This window comes from Ligilactobacillus sp. Marseille-Q7487, from assembly GCF_949152225.1.
GTDB lineage: Bacteria > Bacillota > Bacilli > Lactobacillales > Lactobacillaceae > Ligilactobacillus.
Genome location: NZ_CASCJC010000001.1, coordinates 200,031 through 216,015, shown reverse-complemented (window position 1 = coordinate 216,015; position 15,985 = coordinate 200,031). Strand labels below are relative to the sequence as shown.

The 15,985-nt window shown below is 33.0% G+C and carries 15 protein-coding genes; 11 read left to right on the top strand and 4 right to left on the bottom strand.

All coding sequences use genetic code 11. The features are described 5' to 3' along the window. Position 1: 1 nt before the first annotated feature. Positions 2-997, top strand: a complete 996-nt coding sequence (locus QM017_RS00975; RefSeq protein WP_282708575.1) for a LacI family DNA-binding transcriptional regulator — start codon at positions 2-4, stop codon at positions 995-997. Between the two features lie 210 nt (positions 998-1,207). On the opposite strand, the gene QM017_RS00970 is transcribed toward QM017_RS00975, so the two are convergent. Together QM017_RS00970 and QM017_RS00965 are read right to left on the bottom strand one after the other, a co-directional pair. Continuing rightward, on the bottom strand, positions 1,208-1,375 hold the full coding sequence (locus QM017_RS00970; RefSeq protein WP_282708573.1) for a hypothetical protein: 168 nt from the start codon (positions 1,373-1,375) through the stop codon (positions 1,208-1,210). 27 nt (positions 1,376-1,402) lie between these two features. Next, positions 1,403-1,576: a hypothetical protein gene (locus tag QM017_RS00965; RefSeq protein ID WP_282708572.1), complete on the bottom strand. Its 174-nt coding sequence runs from the start codon at positions 1,574-1,576 to the stop codon at positions 1,403-1,405. 144 nt (positions 1,577-1,720) lie between these two features. Between QM017_RS00965 and QM017_RS00960 the strand changes: the two genes are divergently transcribed. Beyond that, positions 1,721-2,110, top strand: a complete 390-nt coding sequence (locus QM017_RS00960) for a cation:dicarboxylase symporter family transporter (RefSeq protein ID WP_349238492.1) — start codon at positions 1,721-1,723, stop codon at positions 2,108-2,110. A gap of 36 nt (positions 2,111-2,146) precedes the next feature. Here the strand turns inward: QM017_RS00960 and QM017_RS00955 are convergent, their stop codons facing one another. Further along, positions 2,147-2,980: a DegV family protein gene (locus tag QM017_RS00955; protein WP_282708571.1), complete on the bottom strand. Its 834-nt coding sequence runs from the start codon at positions 2,978-2,980 to the stop codon at positions 2,147-2,149. Positions 2,981-3,162: 182 nt separating this feature from the next. Here QM017_RS00955 and QM017_RS00950 point away from each other — a divergent pair, with 182 nt between their 5' ends. The 8 genes from QM017_RS00950 (at position 3,163) to rfbD (ending at position 10,895) form a co-directional block, all read left to right on the top strand. Further along, positions 3,163-3,681 carry a DUF1836 domain-containing protein gene (locus QM017_RS00950; RefSeq protein WP_282708570.1) on the top strand — a complete coding sequence of 173 codons (519 nt, stop codon included), beginning with the start codon at positions 3,163-3,165 and terminating at the stop codon, positions 3,679-3,681. Positions 3,682-3,827: 146 nt separating this feature from the next. Then, positions 3,828-4,409, top strand: a complete 582-nt coding sequence (locus tag QM017_RS00945) for a sigma-70 family RNA polymerase sigma factor (RefSeq protein ID WP_282708569.1) — start codon at positions 3,828-3,830, stop codon at positions 4,407-4,409. Positions 4,410-4,505: 96 nt separating this feature from the next. Continuing rightward, positions 4,506-5,351: a DegV family protein gene (locus tag QM017_RS00940; RefSeq protein ID WP_282708568.1), complete on the top strand. Its 846-nt coding sequence runs from the start codon at positions 4,506-4,508 to the stop codon at positions 5,349-5,351. Between the two features lie 235 nt (positions 5,352-5,586). Continuing rightward, complete coding sequence (locus QM017_RS00935; protein WP_282708565.1) at positions 5,587-7,404, top strand: heavy metal translocating P-type ATPase; 1,818 nt, start codon at positions 5,587-5,589, stop codon at positions 7,402-7,404. A 152-nt stretch (positions 7,405-7,556) separates the two neighbouring features. After that, positions 7,557-8,429 (top strand): glucose-1-phosphate thymidylyltransferase RfbA, encoded by an 873-nt coding sequence (rfbA, locus tag QM017_RS00930; RefSeq protein WP_282708564.1) that lies wholly within the window; start codon positions 7,557-7,559, stop codon positions 8,427-8,429. 16 nt (positions 8,430-8,445) lie between these two features. Then, the gene (rfbC, locus tag QM017_RS00925) at positions 8,446-9,012 is read left to right on the top strand and encodes a dTDP-4-dehydrorhamnose 3,5-epimerase (RefSeq protein WP_282708563.1); all 567 of its coding nucleotides are present in this window, start codon (positions 8,446-8,448) and stop codon (positions 9,010-9,012) included. 4 nt (positions 9,013-9,016) lie between these two features. Further along, a complete protein-coding gene (gene rfbB, locus QM017_RS00920) occupies positions 9,017-10,003 on the top strand; it encodes a dTDP-glucose 4,6-dehydratase (protein ID WP_282708562.1) in 987 nt (328 codons plus the stop codon). Between the two features lie 52 nt (positions 10,004-10,055). Beyond that, positions 10,056-10,895 (top strand): dTDP-4-dehydrorhamnose reductase, encoded by an 840-nt coding sequence (rfbD, locus tag QM017_RS00915; RefSeq protein ID WP_282708561.1) that lies wholly within the window; start codon positions 10,056-10,058, stop codon positions 10,893-10,895. 494 nt (positions 10,896-11,389) lie between these two features. Here rfbD and QM017_RS00910 read toward each other — a convergent pair whose 3' ends face one another. Beyond that, positions 11,390-12,388, bottom strand: coding sequence for a glycosyltransferase (locus QM017_RS00910; RefSeq protein ID WP_282708560.1), 999 nt, complete (start codon positions 12,386-12,388; stop codon positions 11,390-11,392). Between the two features lie 115 nt (positions 12,389-12,503). Here QM017_RS00910 and QM017_RS00905 point away from each other — a divergent pair, with 115 nt between their 5' ends. Beyond that, on the top strand, positions 12,504-15,353 hold the full coding sequence (locus QM017_RS00905; protein ID WP_282708559.1) for an LTA synthase family protein: 2,850 nt from the start codon (positions 12,504-12,506) through the stop codon (positions 15,351-15,353). Positions 15,354-15,985 lie beyond the last annotated feature (632 nt).

Genomic DNA, 15,985 nt, shown 5'->3' with positions numbered 1-15,985 from the left:
AATGCGTCCAAAATTGACGGATGTTGCCAAAAAAGCAGGTGTTTCTCCTACAACGGTCTCGCGCGTAATCAATAACTATGGATACTTAAGTCAAAAAACTAAAGATAAGGTCTTTGCAGCAATGCAAGAGCTAAATTACCAACCTAACTTGTTGGCTCGCTCACTCCAAGGTAAAGACACCAAGCTGATTGGCTTGATTTTCCCACAAGTTACTAATCCTTTCTTTGCGGAATTAGTAGAATCTATCGAAAAAAATCTTTTTGCTCGTGGATACAAAGTAATTTTATGTAATGCTGGTATTGATAAACACAAAGAACGTGAATATCTCAAGATGTTAATGGCTAATCAAGTCGATGGCATCATTGCAGGAGCACATAATCTAGGTATCGAAGAATATCATGAAACAGGTCTGCCCATTGTTTCGTTTGACCGTAAACTTTCAGACAACATTCCGATTGTTTCTTGCGATAACTATCAAGGAGCTACCTTAGCAACCGAAGAGCTTTATCAAGCTGGTTGTCGTCATATTTATTTTCTAGGAAACCCTATTATCAAAGGTAATCCTACTGATCAAAGACTTTTAGGTTACAAAAGCGTCTTAGCAAAATACGGTCTGAATGAACATTTCCATACAATTAATTTCTTTGATTCAACGGCAATCCGTGCCTTAGCGATTCGCCAATTACTCGAAAAGAAAAGTGCCGATGGTATTGTATGTACAGATGATCTAGCCGCTATTTTAGTCTTACAAGAGGCAGCCAAACTAGGTATTAAGGTACCTGAAGAATTAAAAGTCACGGGGTTTGATGGAACTAAATTTATACAAGACTATCACCCAGAACTTTCAACTGTTCAACAACCTATTGCCGATATCGCTTCTTTATTGGTAAATGTATTATTGGAACGCATTGCCAATCCAAAAGCCCCATTACAAACGGATGAATATATTTTACCTGTAACATTTATCCGTAAAAATTCAACTTGTGAATATAAATAAGAGCTAGAAAAAAGTACCAGTCTGGACGTAAAAATAGCTGATCGAATTTCTAAAAATGAAATTTGACCAGCTATTTTTCTATTATTTCTATTTTATAATTTGTAAAACAGAGATATAAAAACATCCATTAGAATAAATTTGTTAAATAAAACAGGTCTGAAAGAAAATTTTTACATAGCTCTGTTTGATTTGACAAAGATTCATTTTTCATTAAAAAGCACAACTAGCTAACAATTCCTTTTGCGCGATTGCTAAGCCTAATAATACAATTTTTTCTTGCCTATTTTCCAATGATTTTACATTAAATCTAACCCCGCGACGTCTAGCAATCTTTTCGTTAATATCCACGGTTTCAATTTCTTGTACTAACCTATCCAAAAAGACTTGACGTCGTTTCAAAGATGGCTATGTCAAAATTGCAAACCAAATATCATCGACCATTTTATTAAAATTAATACTTCGAATTACAGCTTCCTTACAGTGATTTTGTTTAATTTCATCTAAAACGCTTTGAGCAGCCAAAAACATATTATCTTTTTGTGTCAAAATATCTTGCTGAAAAATAGTTGCTTTTAACATTTTTATCCCCCTAATGCTTTTTAACTAACCTCCATTCTAGTGCACTTCTTTATACAATTCAAAATAAATTCCTATTTTTTTATTATTTTAAAAAAAACTTTTAAGTATAGTACAATTTAATTATCAAAAAATAAAGGTGAGCTTATTTATGAAGGGAAAATCACTTGGAATCCAATTCTAATTGGATTATTTTTAAGAATTATTTTAGGGGCTATTTTTTATCAAAATAAACAGTTCATTGGCTTTGCTAATGGTTTAGGACATATCTTTTTAAATTTGATATCAATGGTCGTCTTGCCTATCGTGGCTTCTTGTTTAGTTGTGGGGATTGCTGAACTAGGAGACATGAAAAAATTAGGTCGAATTGGCACTAAGACCTTGCTTTATTTTGAAATCATGTCAGCAATTGCCTTTATTGTCGGACTAATTGTTGCTAATTTTGCTAAACTCGGTTATTTTATCGATTTTAATAAATTAAGTAAGGTTGACATTTCACAATATGTCATACCGCACAAAATACGCATACTAATCTAGGTAGCATCGTTTTATCAATCGTACCTACCAACTTTTTTAAATTTCAAATCCTATCATCAAGCCGCCTTGTTCAGCATAATAACTACATAGTCCTCGGCATTTTGTAATTGTAATTTGAGAAGTTGGATAAACTTCTAAAATCATCTCTTGTAATTTAGTTGCCCCTGCTTGATTTTGACAATGTGCAAGCACGACTTTACCGCCTTTAAACCCAAATTCTGTTAATTTTTCAACTAGCATTGCCAAGGTTTTTTTTTCTCCTCGTGCCTTTCCTAACGGCTCTAGCTTACCTTCTAGGCTTGCACTGCCAATCATTCGAATCTTTAAAAGATGCGCAACCTTAGCTGTTGTCGAGTTAATCCGACCATTGTTAACTAAATTAACCAATGACTCTAAAGAAAAAATTAGCTTAGTCTTAGTCTGATACTCATTTAAAATAGTTACAATCTCTTCAAAAGGTGTTTCCTTTAAAATTAATTCTTCTAATTTTTCAATCATTAAGACCATCTTAGGCCCAGCTGCCAAAGAATCTAAGACACAAATCTTAACGTCTGGATGTTCTTCTTGATAAATTTCCTTTGCTTGTAATGCTGATGAATAGCTACCAGAAAGTGCGCTAGTCAACGTCACCGCAAACACAATATCCGCCCCTGAAAAAGCCTCACACCATTGATGAATATTGGGACATGCAGTGGTCGTTTTGCCCGTATAATTTTGTAAATCAGTAATCATCTTATCGACATCAAGTTGTGCATCATCTAAATATTGTGCTTGATCTGCTTGAATACACAATGGTACAGTAGCAAAATCAACTTGTTTTAATTGTAAAATGTTAGCTGCTGAATCAGCAACAATCTTATATCTTGTCATAAATTTTTAATTCCTTTTAAAATCTTCTTAGCGGTTTTTTAAAAACTCATCTTCATTTTGATTGTATATGTTTACAAATTCTTTGTCAAGAGATATTCAATAACCTTTCAAAAAGATTTATTGACCTTGTGAAGAGATATTTGTATAATAATTTTAAACTACTTTATTTGGAGGCAGATTCAGTGGCATCCACTATTAAACAACAGTTAGCCAAGTCTCTAGATGGTGTCAAACTACCAGCATACAATGAAATTCCAAACGTCGGTTTATACCTAGAGCAAACTACTAAATACCTAAACGAATATTTAGAACCTTTAGCTGGAATTAGTTTGACCAATTCGATGATTAGCAATTATGTAAAAAAGAAACTAATTGCCAGTCCTGTTAAAAAACAATATTCACGCGAACAGATAGCACATCTTTTCTTTATTGCCTTGACTAAAAGTGTGCTCTCATTAGATAATTTGCAGACCTTAGTAAAATTACAACAAGAGTCTTATACTACAAAAGATGCTTATATATACTTTTGTACAGAATTAGAAGAACTACTTCATGAAATTTTTGAAATTAAACCACCTCAAAATCACACGATTCATTCTGAATCAGAAGAAAAAACAATGCTTCATAATATCATCGTTACAATCGCACATAAAATTTATCTCGATAAATATTTTATTTATCTAAATACAAAACAAAAATAGTTTATTTACGTAAGAGTGTTTCTTTAAAGAAACACTTTTTTATGATTAACTAATTGATATATTAACAAAACCAAATACGGGTTGTAAGCGCTATCTTTGAACGGTACGATAATTTAAAAGTTTTATTTAAAAAAGGGGATTTTTTAATGTCAATTTCAAGTGATGATGTTCAACTACTAACTGCTATCTTAGAGGATCCAGAAAGTCCTAAGTTAAAAATTTTGTTTGATAAATATCGTCCAATGATTTCAGCTTTATTAGCTGATTTTCAATTCCGTTTTCTTGATCAAGATGATGCTTTTGCAATTGCTTTAACCGTATGTTTTAACTCTGTTCAATCATTCGATACAACCAAGAAAGTAACTTTTGGCGCTTTTTTCAAAAATAATCTTCGCAATGAATTTTTATCTATTATCAGACACCAAGCAGCTAAAAAGCGTGCTGCTGATCTTAATGCTTATTCATATGATACCATGTTAAGCCTGTATCCTAATTTTACTAATACACACATGACACATTTATCCCCTGAAGAACGACTAGCATTAAAAGAAGAATTAAAAAACGCATTAAATGACTTTTCTTATCTAGAAAATAAAGTTTTTTACAATTATCTGACTACATCTGACCAAAAGCAAGCAGCCAAAAATTTACATATTTCAGAACAAACATATGTTAATGCGGTTAATCGATGTCGAAATAAAATAAAGCAAAATTTTGAGACTGACTAGTCATGCGTTTGGTTTACGGACGTTTAATTTTGTAATATAATTTAAGTTAGATAAGTGTATTCTGGTATAGTCAAATACGTGACAAGGAGTTTTTTTATGATTAAAATCGTAACGGATTCATCGGTACAATTAACAGCCGCTGAAATAAAAGAAAACAATATTACGATCATTCCACTTTCAATTGAAATTGCAGGTCAAAACTATGTTGATGGCGAAGATATTTCACGTCAACAACTAGTTGAAGCTTTACGTAAAGGCAATATTCCTAAATCAAGTCAACCACCAATGGGACGCTTTGTAGAAGTTTTTGATGAACTAGGCAAAGATGGCTCAGAAGTTGTTGCAATCATTTTATCCGATGTTTTAAGTGGGACATTTAACACTGCTCAAAGCGCGGCACAAATGACCGAAACTAAGGTAACCGTTATCAACAGCAAATCAACCGATCGTGGCTTAGCATTTCAAGTTTTAGCCGCTGCTAAAGATGCACAAGAAGGTAAGAGTGTAGCAGAAATTGTTGCTCATTGCGCCGATATCGCCAAACGGACAACGATTGATGTGTTGGTAGATAACCTAGATTGTTTAGTTGCTGGCGGACGTGTCAGCAAGATGGCTGGTATGTTGACTAAGCTCATCAATCTCAAAGTTATTGTGCGCTTAAATGATGAAAGTTTAGATGTGGTCGCAAAGGGGCGGAGTCGCAAGACATTTGTAAAATACTGCAGTGAACTTGCACAAGGTTATGAAGATAATCCTTTATGTGAACTTTCATTGTCAAATGTTGGTACCGATAAAGAATTTTTAGACCGCATTAAGCAAACCTTACTTCCTCAAAACCAAGACGTTCCTTATTTAGCCGAATTGACTAGCCCTATTATCATGACGCACACAGGACTAAATGCTATCGGTGTTGTAACCTTACAAGAAAAAGCTGTCCGTTAATAAATGTAATTATTAAAAGAGCCTTTAACTAGGGCTCTTTTTTTGATGGAAAAACCAATTGAGAATGTTTTTCGTTTAGAGATTTTTTAATTTATTTTAACAAACGCTGTTAAATCAACATTTTCCTTCATCTAATTGAAAAAGATTATCATTTAGAATGATTCTATTTTGACTTAATAAACGTTGATGTTACAATACATCTAAACTTAAAACATTTGAGGGGAGCAGAATAATTATGAAACATACCACTAAACTTTGGGTCATTTTAGCCATTGGTGCTTTAGCCGTTTTCTTAGAATTTGGCTTGCACTTAAACTTATGGGCCCAAATTATCGTAAGCGTGGTCGGTTCGCTGATTTCGTTATCGATGTTAATTGAAATGATTAAAACCTTACGTTCAGGACAATACGGGGTTGATTTGCTTGCGATTACCGCTGTTGTAGCAACATTGCTTGTTAGCGAATACTGGGCTTCAATGGTTGTCTTAATCATGCTTGTTGGCGGTGAATCTTTAGAAGACTATGCTGCTAAAAAAGCTAATACAGAGCTTAAAGCTTTATTAGACAATTCGCCTAATATTGCACACCGTATTACAGAAGATGGCTCAGTTGACTTGCAAGTAGACGAAGTTTTAATCGGCGACAAATTAATCGTCAAGCCAGGCGAATTAGTGCCTGTTGATGGGCATATCATCAAAGGTTCTAGCATGTTTGATGAATCATCACTAACCGGTGAATCTCGTCCTATCAGCAAAGGTCCTGGACAAGAAATAATGTCTGGTTCTTTGAATGGTGATTCTTCCATTACAATGCTTGTTGATAAATTAGCTAAAGATAGTCAGTATCAACGCTTAATCAAATTAGTTAAAGAAGCAGAAGAAACCCCTGCACATTTCGTACGCTTAGCCGATCGTTATGCCGTTCCTTTTACGTTGATAGCTTATGTAATCGCAGGAATTGCTTGGTTTATCTCGAAAGATCCCGTACGTTTTGCTGAAGTTTTAGTTGTTGCATCGCCTTGTCCATTGATTTTAGCCGCACCAGTAGCACTCGTTTCTGGGATGAGCCGCTCTTCACGAAATGGGATTGTTGTTAAAACTGGGGATGTAATTGAAAAACTTGCGACCGCAAAGACTGCAGCATTTGATAAAACAGGTACCATTACCGATGGACAATTGACCGTTAGCCAAATCGTAGCTTTTGAGGGCCATTCTGAAACTGAATTATTAGAATTAGCCGCAAGCACTGAACAAGAATCAAGTCACATCTTAGCTCGTTCTCTAGTTAAATACGCTTTAAGCCAAAATATTGATCTAGACCCTAATGACTCGCTTGAAGAAGTTACCGGTAACGGGATCAAGGCACAAATTAAAGGCAAACTTGTTAAGGTTGGTAAACTTAAATTTGTTGCCCCAGAAAGTAGCATTGAAGAATTAGAACAAACAACTTCATACGTCTCTGTTGACGGTCAGCTTTGGGGATATATCGTCTTTAGCGATCATATTAGAAGCGAAGCTAAAGAAACGATGAAAACCCTGCGCCAACACGGCGTTGACAACATTGTAATGTTGACTGGTGATCAAGAAAACATTGCACAAAAAATTGCACAAAAAGCAGGTATTACCCAAGTTTTTGCTGAATTATTGCCAGAAGATAAGATTAAAGCCTTAGAAAATATCGCAACAGATAAACGCCCTGTCATCATGGTTGGCGATGGTGTAAACGATGCCCCTTCACTAGCAACCGCTGATGTTGGGATTGCCATGGGGGCACACGGTTCGACTGCCGCTAGCGAATCTGCTGACGTTGTTATCTTAAAAGATGATTTGTCTCGTGTCGCTAAAGCTGTTGAAATTTCAGAAGATACCATGCGAATCGCACGTCAAGCGGTATTGATCGGGATTGCAATTTGTATTTTCTTAATGTTAGTCGCCAGCACCGGTTTTGTCCCTGCCTTTATCGGCGCAATGTTTCAAGAAGTTGTCGACACCGTTTCGATCCTTTGGGCCTTAAAAGCGCGCTATTCTAAGGAAACAGCAGAGAAAAATAGATAAAATAATTACATTTTCAGCTCTACTTGTCATGAAGATGATCAAGTAGGGCTTTTTAATATTAACAATTAACTTGCACTTTTATTTTGAATATAGGAAAATAAGAAGAGACAGTTTCACTTTTGAGACTAATACAAAGTAAAGGAATTAAGAATATGAAAGGTATAATCTTAGCTGGGGGTAGTGGTACACGGCTTTATCCTATTACACGCGGTATCTCTAAACAATTGATTCCCGTTTATGACAAGCCGATGATCTATTATCCACTATCAACCTTGATGTTAGCTGGAATTAAGGATATCTTAGTAATTTCGACACCAGAATACTTAGGATTATTTGAAGAATTATTAGGTGATGGTTCTGATTTTGGAATTAATCTCTCTTATAAAGTTCAAGAACAGCCTAATGGCTTGGCAGAAGCTTTCATCTTGGGTAAAGAGTTCATTGGGGGAGATTCTGTATGCTTGATTTTAGGAGACAATATCTACTATGGCAGTGGCTTGACTAGTTTATTAAAAGAAGCAGTTGCTAAACCTAGTGGGGCTACCGTCTTTGGTTATCATGTTCATGATCCACAACGTTTTGGAGTCGTTGAATTTGATAAAGATATGCATGCATTATCAATTGAAGAAAAACCAGATAAGCCTAAGAGTAACTATGCCGTTACTGGACTTTACTTCTATGATAACAATGTAGTTGAGATTGCGCAAAATCTCAAACCTTCAGAACGTGGCGAACTAGAAATCACCGATGTTAATAAAGAATATCTTAAGCGTGGGCAACTAGACGTCAAGTTAATGGGCCGTGGCTATGCTTGGTTAGATACTGGTACACATGAATCATTGCTTGAAGCTTCTAGTTTTATCGCAACAATTCAAAAACGTCAAAACTTAAAAGTTTCATGTTTAGAAGAAATCGCCTATAAAAATGGTTGGATTTCACGTGAAAAATTAGCTCAATTAGCTCAACCAATGAAAAAAAACGACTACGGCCAATATTTATTGCGCTTGTTAGACGAAGAAAAATAAAGGTGGCATTTAGACAATGAAAGTTTTAGATACAAAACTCCAAGATGTTAAAATTATTGAAACAGATGTATTCGGTGATCACCGTGGTTTCTTTACTGAATCCTATACAAGAAATAAATTTGAACAAGCAGGTATCAAGTTTGATTTTAATCAAGATAATCACTCATTATCGGCAGAACCTGGGGTTTTACGCGGCTTACATTTTCAACGTGCACCTTATGCACAAACAAAGTTAATTCGAGTCGCAACTGGTGCAGTTTATGATGTCTTGGTTGATTGTCGTAAAGGCTCTCCAACTTACGGTCAATGGGAAGGTTACATCTTAAGCGAATATAATCATCGTCAATTATTAGTACCAAAAGGTTTTGCACACGGATTTGTAACCCTAACACCAAACGTTAACTTCTTATACAAGGTAGATGGCTACTATAATCCTGAAGCAGATGGTGGCATCGCATATGATGATCCTGATTTGGCAATTGATTGGCCAATGCCAATAGACCATTTGATTTTATCTGATAAAGATAAAAAACATCCAAACTTCAAAGATGCGGATTTGAATTTCGTATATGGAAAGGACTAAAAAAATGAAAAACCTTTTAGTGACCGGCGGAGCTGGTTTTATCGGTAGTAACTTTGTACACTACATGTTAGAAAAATATCCTGAATATAAGATTGTTAACCTTGATTTATTAACCTATGCAGGCAATATTCACAACCTAGACGATGTGATGGACAATCCTAATCACATCTTTGTTAAAGGTAATATCACTAACCGTGAATTAGTAGAATTCTTGGTTACAGAACATCAAATCGATACGATTGTAAACTTTGCGGCGGAAAGCCATGTCGATCGTTCGATCTTGCATCCTGAAGTTTTTGTAGAAACAAACGTACAAGGAACTTTAGCTTTATTACATGTGGCTAAGACCATGAACCTCGAAAAATATCTACAAGTTTCAACTGATGAAGTTTATGGAACCTTAGGTGAGACAGGTTATTTCACTGAAACAACTCCACTTGCACCTAACTCACCGTATTCTGCAAGTAAAGCATCCGCAGATATGTTAGTCCGTGCTTATTATGAAACCTATGGCTTAAACGTCAACATTACACGTTGTTCTAATAACTATGGTCCATATCAATTCCCTGAAAAGTTAATTCCGTTAATGACTTCAAATGGGATGGACGGTAAGAAGTTACCAATCTATGGCGATGGTAAGAATGTACGCGATTGGTTACATGTTTACGATCATTGTCAAGCTATCGATTTAGTATTGCACAATGGTAAAAAAGGCGAAATTTACAACGTTGGTGGGCATAATGAACGTACCAACAATGAAATTGTGCACTTAATCGTTGAAAAATTAGGTTTGACTGAAGATTCCATCGAATATGTAGAAGATCGTTTAGGTCATGACCGTCGTTACGCAATCGATCCAACTAAGATTGAACAAGAGTTAGGTTGGAAGCCTAAATATACTTTTGATACCGGGATTGAAGAAACAGTCAACTGGTATTTGGCAAACGAAGATTGGTGGCGTCCATTAAAAGAACGTGCAGCTTTAAAATAAATAACTAAAGGCAACTACTCAGTTGCCTTTTTTAAAAGATTGAGGTAGAAAAATGAAGATTTTAATTACTGGTGGAAATGGTCAATTAGGCCAAGAACTCCAACATTTATTAGATGAACGAAATGTTGCTTACGATGCAGCAGATGTAAATGTCTTAGATATTACAGATGAAGCTAAAGTTGAAGCCTATTTTGCTCAAAATAACCCAGATGTAGTTTATCACTGTGCGGCTTATACCGCGGTAGATAAGGCTGAAGGCGAAGGTAAGGCTCTTAACGAAGCAGTAAACGTGACAGGGACTGAAATTATTGCCAAAGCCTGTCAAAAATACGATGCATTATTGGTTTATCTAAGTACCGATTATGTATTTAATGGAGAAAAGACGACTGAATACTTCCCAGATGATCCCAAAGGGCCTAAGAACGAATACGGTAGAACTAAACTTTTAGGCGAACAAGCGGTTGAAAAATACTGTGCTAAATATTATATCGTGCGAACCGCTTGGGTTTATGGTCAATGGGGCCATAACTTCGTTTATACAATGCTTAAATTAGCGCAAAGCCATCCTCAACTAACGGTTGTTGACGATCAAGTTGGACGTCCAACTTGGACGCGAACCTTAGCCGAATTTATTACGTATTTAGTCGATAACAAGATTGCATACGGAATTTATCATTGTTGTAACGATGGACAATGTTCATGGTATGAATTTGCCAAAGAAATCTTGAAAGATAAAGATGTCGAAGTTTTGCCAGTAAGTTCTGATCAATACCCAACGGCAGCCTTTCGTCCGGCCTATTCCGTCATGCATCTAGCAAAAGAGACAGGCTTTGAATTCATGGATTGGAAAGAAGCCCTAGAGACGTTTATGAAACAGATTGGGGAAAGATAAATAAAGTTTTTTAATTCTATTACCAATAAAAGTAACACAGATCCACTTAAAATCGTTTAAAAATAAAAAGGCACTTGATATTAATAAATATCAAGTGCCTTTTTACATAATTTATTATAGAACCTAAGTTTAAGACTAAGATATTAAAAACATGGTATTTTGTCAAGAAAAAACGACTCAATTCTCTAAAAACACCTTACGTGTAACAAAATTATATACCCTAACTATAATTGTCGCACCAACTTTAGTAATCATATAATTTAAGCTATATACATCTACGCCTATTTTCATAATTATCTCAGTAAGAAGTAAACCTATCACACTAAATATCACAAAAAGCAACCAGTTACGCAAAGTTGCATTATCTTCATTTATGTTAAAGACATATCTAACACTCAAAACATAATTTACAGTTACTGAAATAATAAAGGACATCGCAGCAGAGATTAAATAATTCTCATATATTTAAATATTCAACTCTAAATATAAAATAATTAATTCCTATTTTGACCATAGATACGATATAAAAGCCAATCTAAATGTAATGCAACAAGAATATCAAACATCCGACCTCGTTTTTTAGAAGTCATCCAATATTCCTTGTACGAACGCAATTTTTTTAACGTTACTAAATTAGGCTTTTTGTAAAAGCTTAATCGAGCATTAGTATATTTTTCTACGTAAGCTATTTGAGACGAGTTTACAGAAAAATAATTTTTTAACTTCTCAAAAGTATCTAATCTCCCCGTAAATTCAGTAATTTTTTCTGTACGTTTATATTTTTTTAAAGCATCTTTAATCCCTGTCCCCGTCGAAGCACCTATAGTATTATTGCTATGAAGCCTATAACTAATTAAATCTTTATTCATTAAACAACAGCCATCTAGCATAGCTGCTATTAAATTAATATGCCAATCATGGGGCATGTTAAAATTATACGTATCTAAAAAATATTTGTTTAAATTTTTCGTAATGCACATGGAACAACCTGGAGATATATTACTAGACATAATTGAAGTAATATCAAAAAAATTAATGTTTTGTAGGGGCTTTTCTGAAAAAGTAAAATTTGAATTATACAGATTATCAATTTTAGGAGCTTTAATATTATTAGAATTTTCATCAATTAAATCCACAGTTGAACATAATGCATATACTCTATCATTTTTCTGCACAATATCACTCATAACTTCAATTTTATTTTGATGCCATCTATCGTCTTGATCCGACAAAAAAATAATATCTCCCCTAGCTTCTTTCAATAAATTAAAAAAATTTTTCTGATATCCTTGATTATGTGTATTAACTTTAAATTTCCAGTTTGATAAGTTATTTTCTTTAATAAATTCTCGTACTATCATAGCAGTACTATCTTTTGAACAATCATCTGCTATCAATACTTCATCAGGTTTTATTGTTTGATTTAAAATGCTCATTAACTGCTCTTCAATAAATTTCTCACCATTGTATGTGGCCATAACAACTGAAATCATAATAATACCTTAGTTCTATTCAAATAGAATAGTCCTTTCACATAATTAATAAAATATTTAATATTGCTATTATAATGCTATCATAAAGTTTTTGGCAATTCATTAATCTTAGAATATGTTACTTCTCATAATATTATATATTAAATTCTCAAAAAATATATATCAATTTTTGCTCACCTTAAGCAATATCAGCTATAATTTTTTAGCACTTTATATAGGCTCAACAATTAGCAAGGACAATAATCCTTTAGGAAAACTTCCTAAAATTGTTTTAGCTTATTATTCTTTAACAATCCTTTGTCTAATAATTTTAATCTGCTATGTTAAAAATTTTTCATATCGTGATATTTTAGGGTTAATTTTTCCAATAAGTCGTAATATTTATCCTTTTGCATCATCATTATTACTTTGCTACATCTTTGGTTCACCGCTTGCAAAAAAAATTAACCTTTGGTCAGATAAGCAAAAACAAGCCATTACTTTTATATTAGTATGGTTTATCATTGTTTCTCCTCTTGTTTTTGGCCAAAACATTTGGTCAATTTCGTCTGGCACGAATATTGTTTGGATTTCTTTACTCTTTATCTTAGGTATACTCTGGAATAATCCAAACAAAACACACAAAATTTTAAAAGATTTAATTATACTTTTAGTTTTTCTTGGAATCACTTGGATAATCATTAAGTATCTTCCAACAATCCAAAATCCTACCAATTTCGAAAAAAATATCTTATCTCAATATTCTATACTATCTTTTTTAATATCTGTTATTACTTTTAATATTTATAAAAATATAAATAACGAAAATACATATACTAATCTAAACTTGTTAATTTTCAATACTTATTTTTTGATTCATACTCCAATTTTCGCTAATTTTATTAAGGTTAACTGGTCTATTGAAACTAATACTTCATTCAAACACTGGAGTATAGCTATCACAAAAAATATTTTATATATATATTTAAGTGTTTTATTCTCATTTTTTGCAATAAAATTTATATTACAATTGCCCATATTTAAAAAAATTGTTAAAAAATATAATATTACGGATAGTTCTGATCTAGTAAGTCTCTTTAATAATTGTAAGAAAATAATCTTTGAAAATAAACGACTTATTTTGATTACCCTAATTATATATTTTTTAACTGTCATTCAATTTCTAGTTGTTCGAGCTACGGAAGCTAAAGTGAATATTGATTTACTTAATTCTGTCATATTATATCAAGGTTCTAAAATATTTATCACATGTTTAATTTATTTGGCAGTATTTTATTTGTTGTACATATTAACGAATAAATATATTTATTCAGTATCTATCATTATTTTAGTATCCACATTAATAACCGTCGCAGAATATCTAAAAATGACTATACGCAATGAACCTATTCTCCACTCAGATTTGGTATTTATATCAAATCTTCCTGAAATTATGAGCTTAGTTAATCATGGAACCATATATACTGTTATAGGATCTATAATAGTACTGTTAGCAGTAACAGTTATTGTTTCAAGAAAAATAGAACCTAAAATGAAGTATAGACACCCAATAATTAAAAGAAGAATATTAACATTCTTGCTGGCTTTAAGTTTTCTAGTAATAATATTTTGGAAAAATGATTCAAATACAATACGCACTATGGTATTTAAAGCCATACAATATCAAGATACTCCTTGGGATATAACTGGAAGTGCAAAAATAAATGGGCCTATCTTGCAATTTGCAAATGATTTTATAGGTAGTCCTATGAAAAAACCAGCTAACTATAATGAAACTACTATTAAGAATATAGAACGTAAATACACAAAAATCGCAAACAAGATTAATCAGCAACGAACAAACTCACTAAAAAATCAAACTGTTGTATTTATTTTAAGTGAAAGTTTTAGTGATCCTAGTCGCATTCCAGGATTGAATATCGATCATAATCCTATTCCTTTTATTACAAATCTTAAACAACAAACTTCATCCGGTTTAATGGTCAGCTCTGGACTAGGCGGAGGTACTGCTAACATGGAGTGGCAGGCCTTATCCGGTATGGCTCAAGGAAACTTGGTTCCAAATGCTGGAACCCCATACTATCAAATTGTCCCTGGACAACAAATTGCTCCTAACATTACCAATCTATTTGATAATAAAATTGCCATTCATCCGTATACAGCAAATCTCTATAACAGAATTGGAGTATTTAACAAATATGGTTTTCAACATTTTTATCATATAGATAGTAAAGATAAATTATCTTTTACTGATAGACTAGGAAATAGTTCAGTTATTTCAGATGAATCTGCCTATGAAGAATTACTAAAACAAATTACCAATAATAGTGGTTCTACGTTTATTCAATTATCAACCATGCAAAATCATCAACCGTATGATATAGCAAAATATGATCAAAACGATTTTAAAATAAGTGGCGCAGCAGTAACATCCGAAAATAATTCAAAAATAGAAGGATATATTGAAGGTATCAGTAAGACAGATGTTGCTTTAAAAAACTTTATAGATAAAATAAACCAGATTGATAAACCTATTACTGTTGTATGGTACGGAGATCATCTACCAGGAATCTATTCAAACCTTAATCCTCAAAAAGATGCTCTGACTATGCATGAAACAGATTATTTTATATATAGCAATCGATCTACTGTAAAATTAGATAATCCAATAGTTGGACCATATGAATTTCCTGCCTTAGCATTGGAAGTTGGAAATAACAAAGTTACTCCATATTATGCATTACTAACAGAAGTTTCTAAAGAATTACCTACCATCAGTACTAATATAACTGGAGCAGATATAGGGTCCGACAGTCTTTTAATAAATCAAGATAATAAATTTATCAAAGAAAACGATTTAACACCTAAACAACAACAATTATTATATGACTATCGTCTTATCCAATACGACTTATTAATCGGTAAGCAATTCAGTGCTCAATGGGCACAACAAAAAATCAAATAATTTTAAAACAAAAAATAATCGATAATATTTAATTCAATTTTTCAGGACTGTTAACATTTTTAACAGTCCTGATTTTTTATACCTTTCAAAAAGTAAATTTAACGATATTCAGTTAGAATAAACTCGATAACATACTTCCATGTCCACACAGGTTAAACATTATTTATCCAACTCCACATTTAAAGTTAGTTAACAAATGAATATTATCAATAAGCTAATCTATACTTATCACAAAAAGCAACCCGATGTTTTTCAATTACTTCGTGAAATATCTACGGAACTTCATAAAATAAACATTTTTTTATATAAATAAAGGATCTGCCTAGCTTTAACAAACAAATATTCCAACTCTAAACACAAAAGTCTTCATACACATACCAAGACTTTAAAACGCCTTAACTATGGTTTCAATATACGGTTGTGCATTTTTCTTATTAACATCCTAATTAGTTATAAATAAAAATATTCAAATTAAGTCTTTGGATAGGCTTATTTAAGTGTTTTTTCTTTCCGAAATAAGCCAACAAAAAAGCCCTCCTCACTGGTAAAACCAGCAAAGAGAGCTCAAAAATCAAAATTAATAACTTTAATTTTTGATGACTGCTCTATCAGTCCACTTTGACTAAGAGTCT

Bases quoted from the DNA above. Each gene is read 5' to 3' on its own strand.
- QM017_RS00905 (WP_282708559.1), top strand. From the start codon at position 12,504: ATGTTACTTCTCATAATATTATATATTAAATTCTCAAAAAATATATAT.
- QM017_RS00940 (WP_282708568.1), top strand. From the start codon at position 4,506: ATGATTAAAATCGTAACGGATTCATCGGTACAATTAACAGCCGCTGAA.
- rfbD (WP_282708561.1), top strand. From the start codon at position 10,056: ATGAAGATTTTAATTACTGGTGGAAATGGTCAATTAGGCCAAGAACTC.
- rfbC (WP_282708563.1), top strand. From the start codon at position 8,446: ATGAAAGTTTTAGATACAAAACTCCAAGATGTTAAAATTATTGAAACA.
- QM017_RS00935 (WP_282708565.1), top strand. From the start codon at position 5,587: ATGAAACATACCACTAAACTTTGGGTCATTTTAGCCATTGGTGCTTTA.
- rfbA (WP_282708564.1), top strand. From the start codon at position 7,557: ATGAAAGGTATAATCTTAGCTGGGGGTAGTGGTACACGGCTTTATCCT.
- QM017_RS00955 (WP_282708571.1), bottom strand. From the start codon at position 2,980: ATGACAAGATATAAGATTGTTGCTGATTCAGCAGCTAACATTTTACAA.
- QM017_RS00945 (WP_282708569.1), top strand. From the start codon at position 3,828: ATGTCAATTTCAAGTGATGATGTTCAACTACTAACTGCTATCTTAGAG.
- QM017_RS00910 (WP_282708560.1), bottom strand. From the start codon at position 12,388: ATGATTTCAGTTGTTATGGCCACATACAATGGTGAGAAATTTATTGAA.
- QM017_RS00975 (WP_282708575.1), top strand. From the start codon at position 2: ATGCGTCCAAAATTGACGGATGTTGCCAAAAAAGCAGGTGTTTCTCCT.
- rfbB (WP_282708562.1), top strand. From the start codon at position 9,017: ATGAAAAACCTTTTAGTGACCGGCGGAGCTGGTTTTATCGGTAGTAAC.
- QM017_RS00965 (WP_282708572.1), bottom strand. From the start codon at position 1,576: ATGTTAAAAGCAACTATTTTTCAGCAAGATATTTTGACACAAAAAGAT.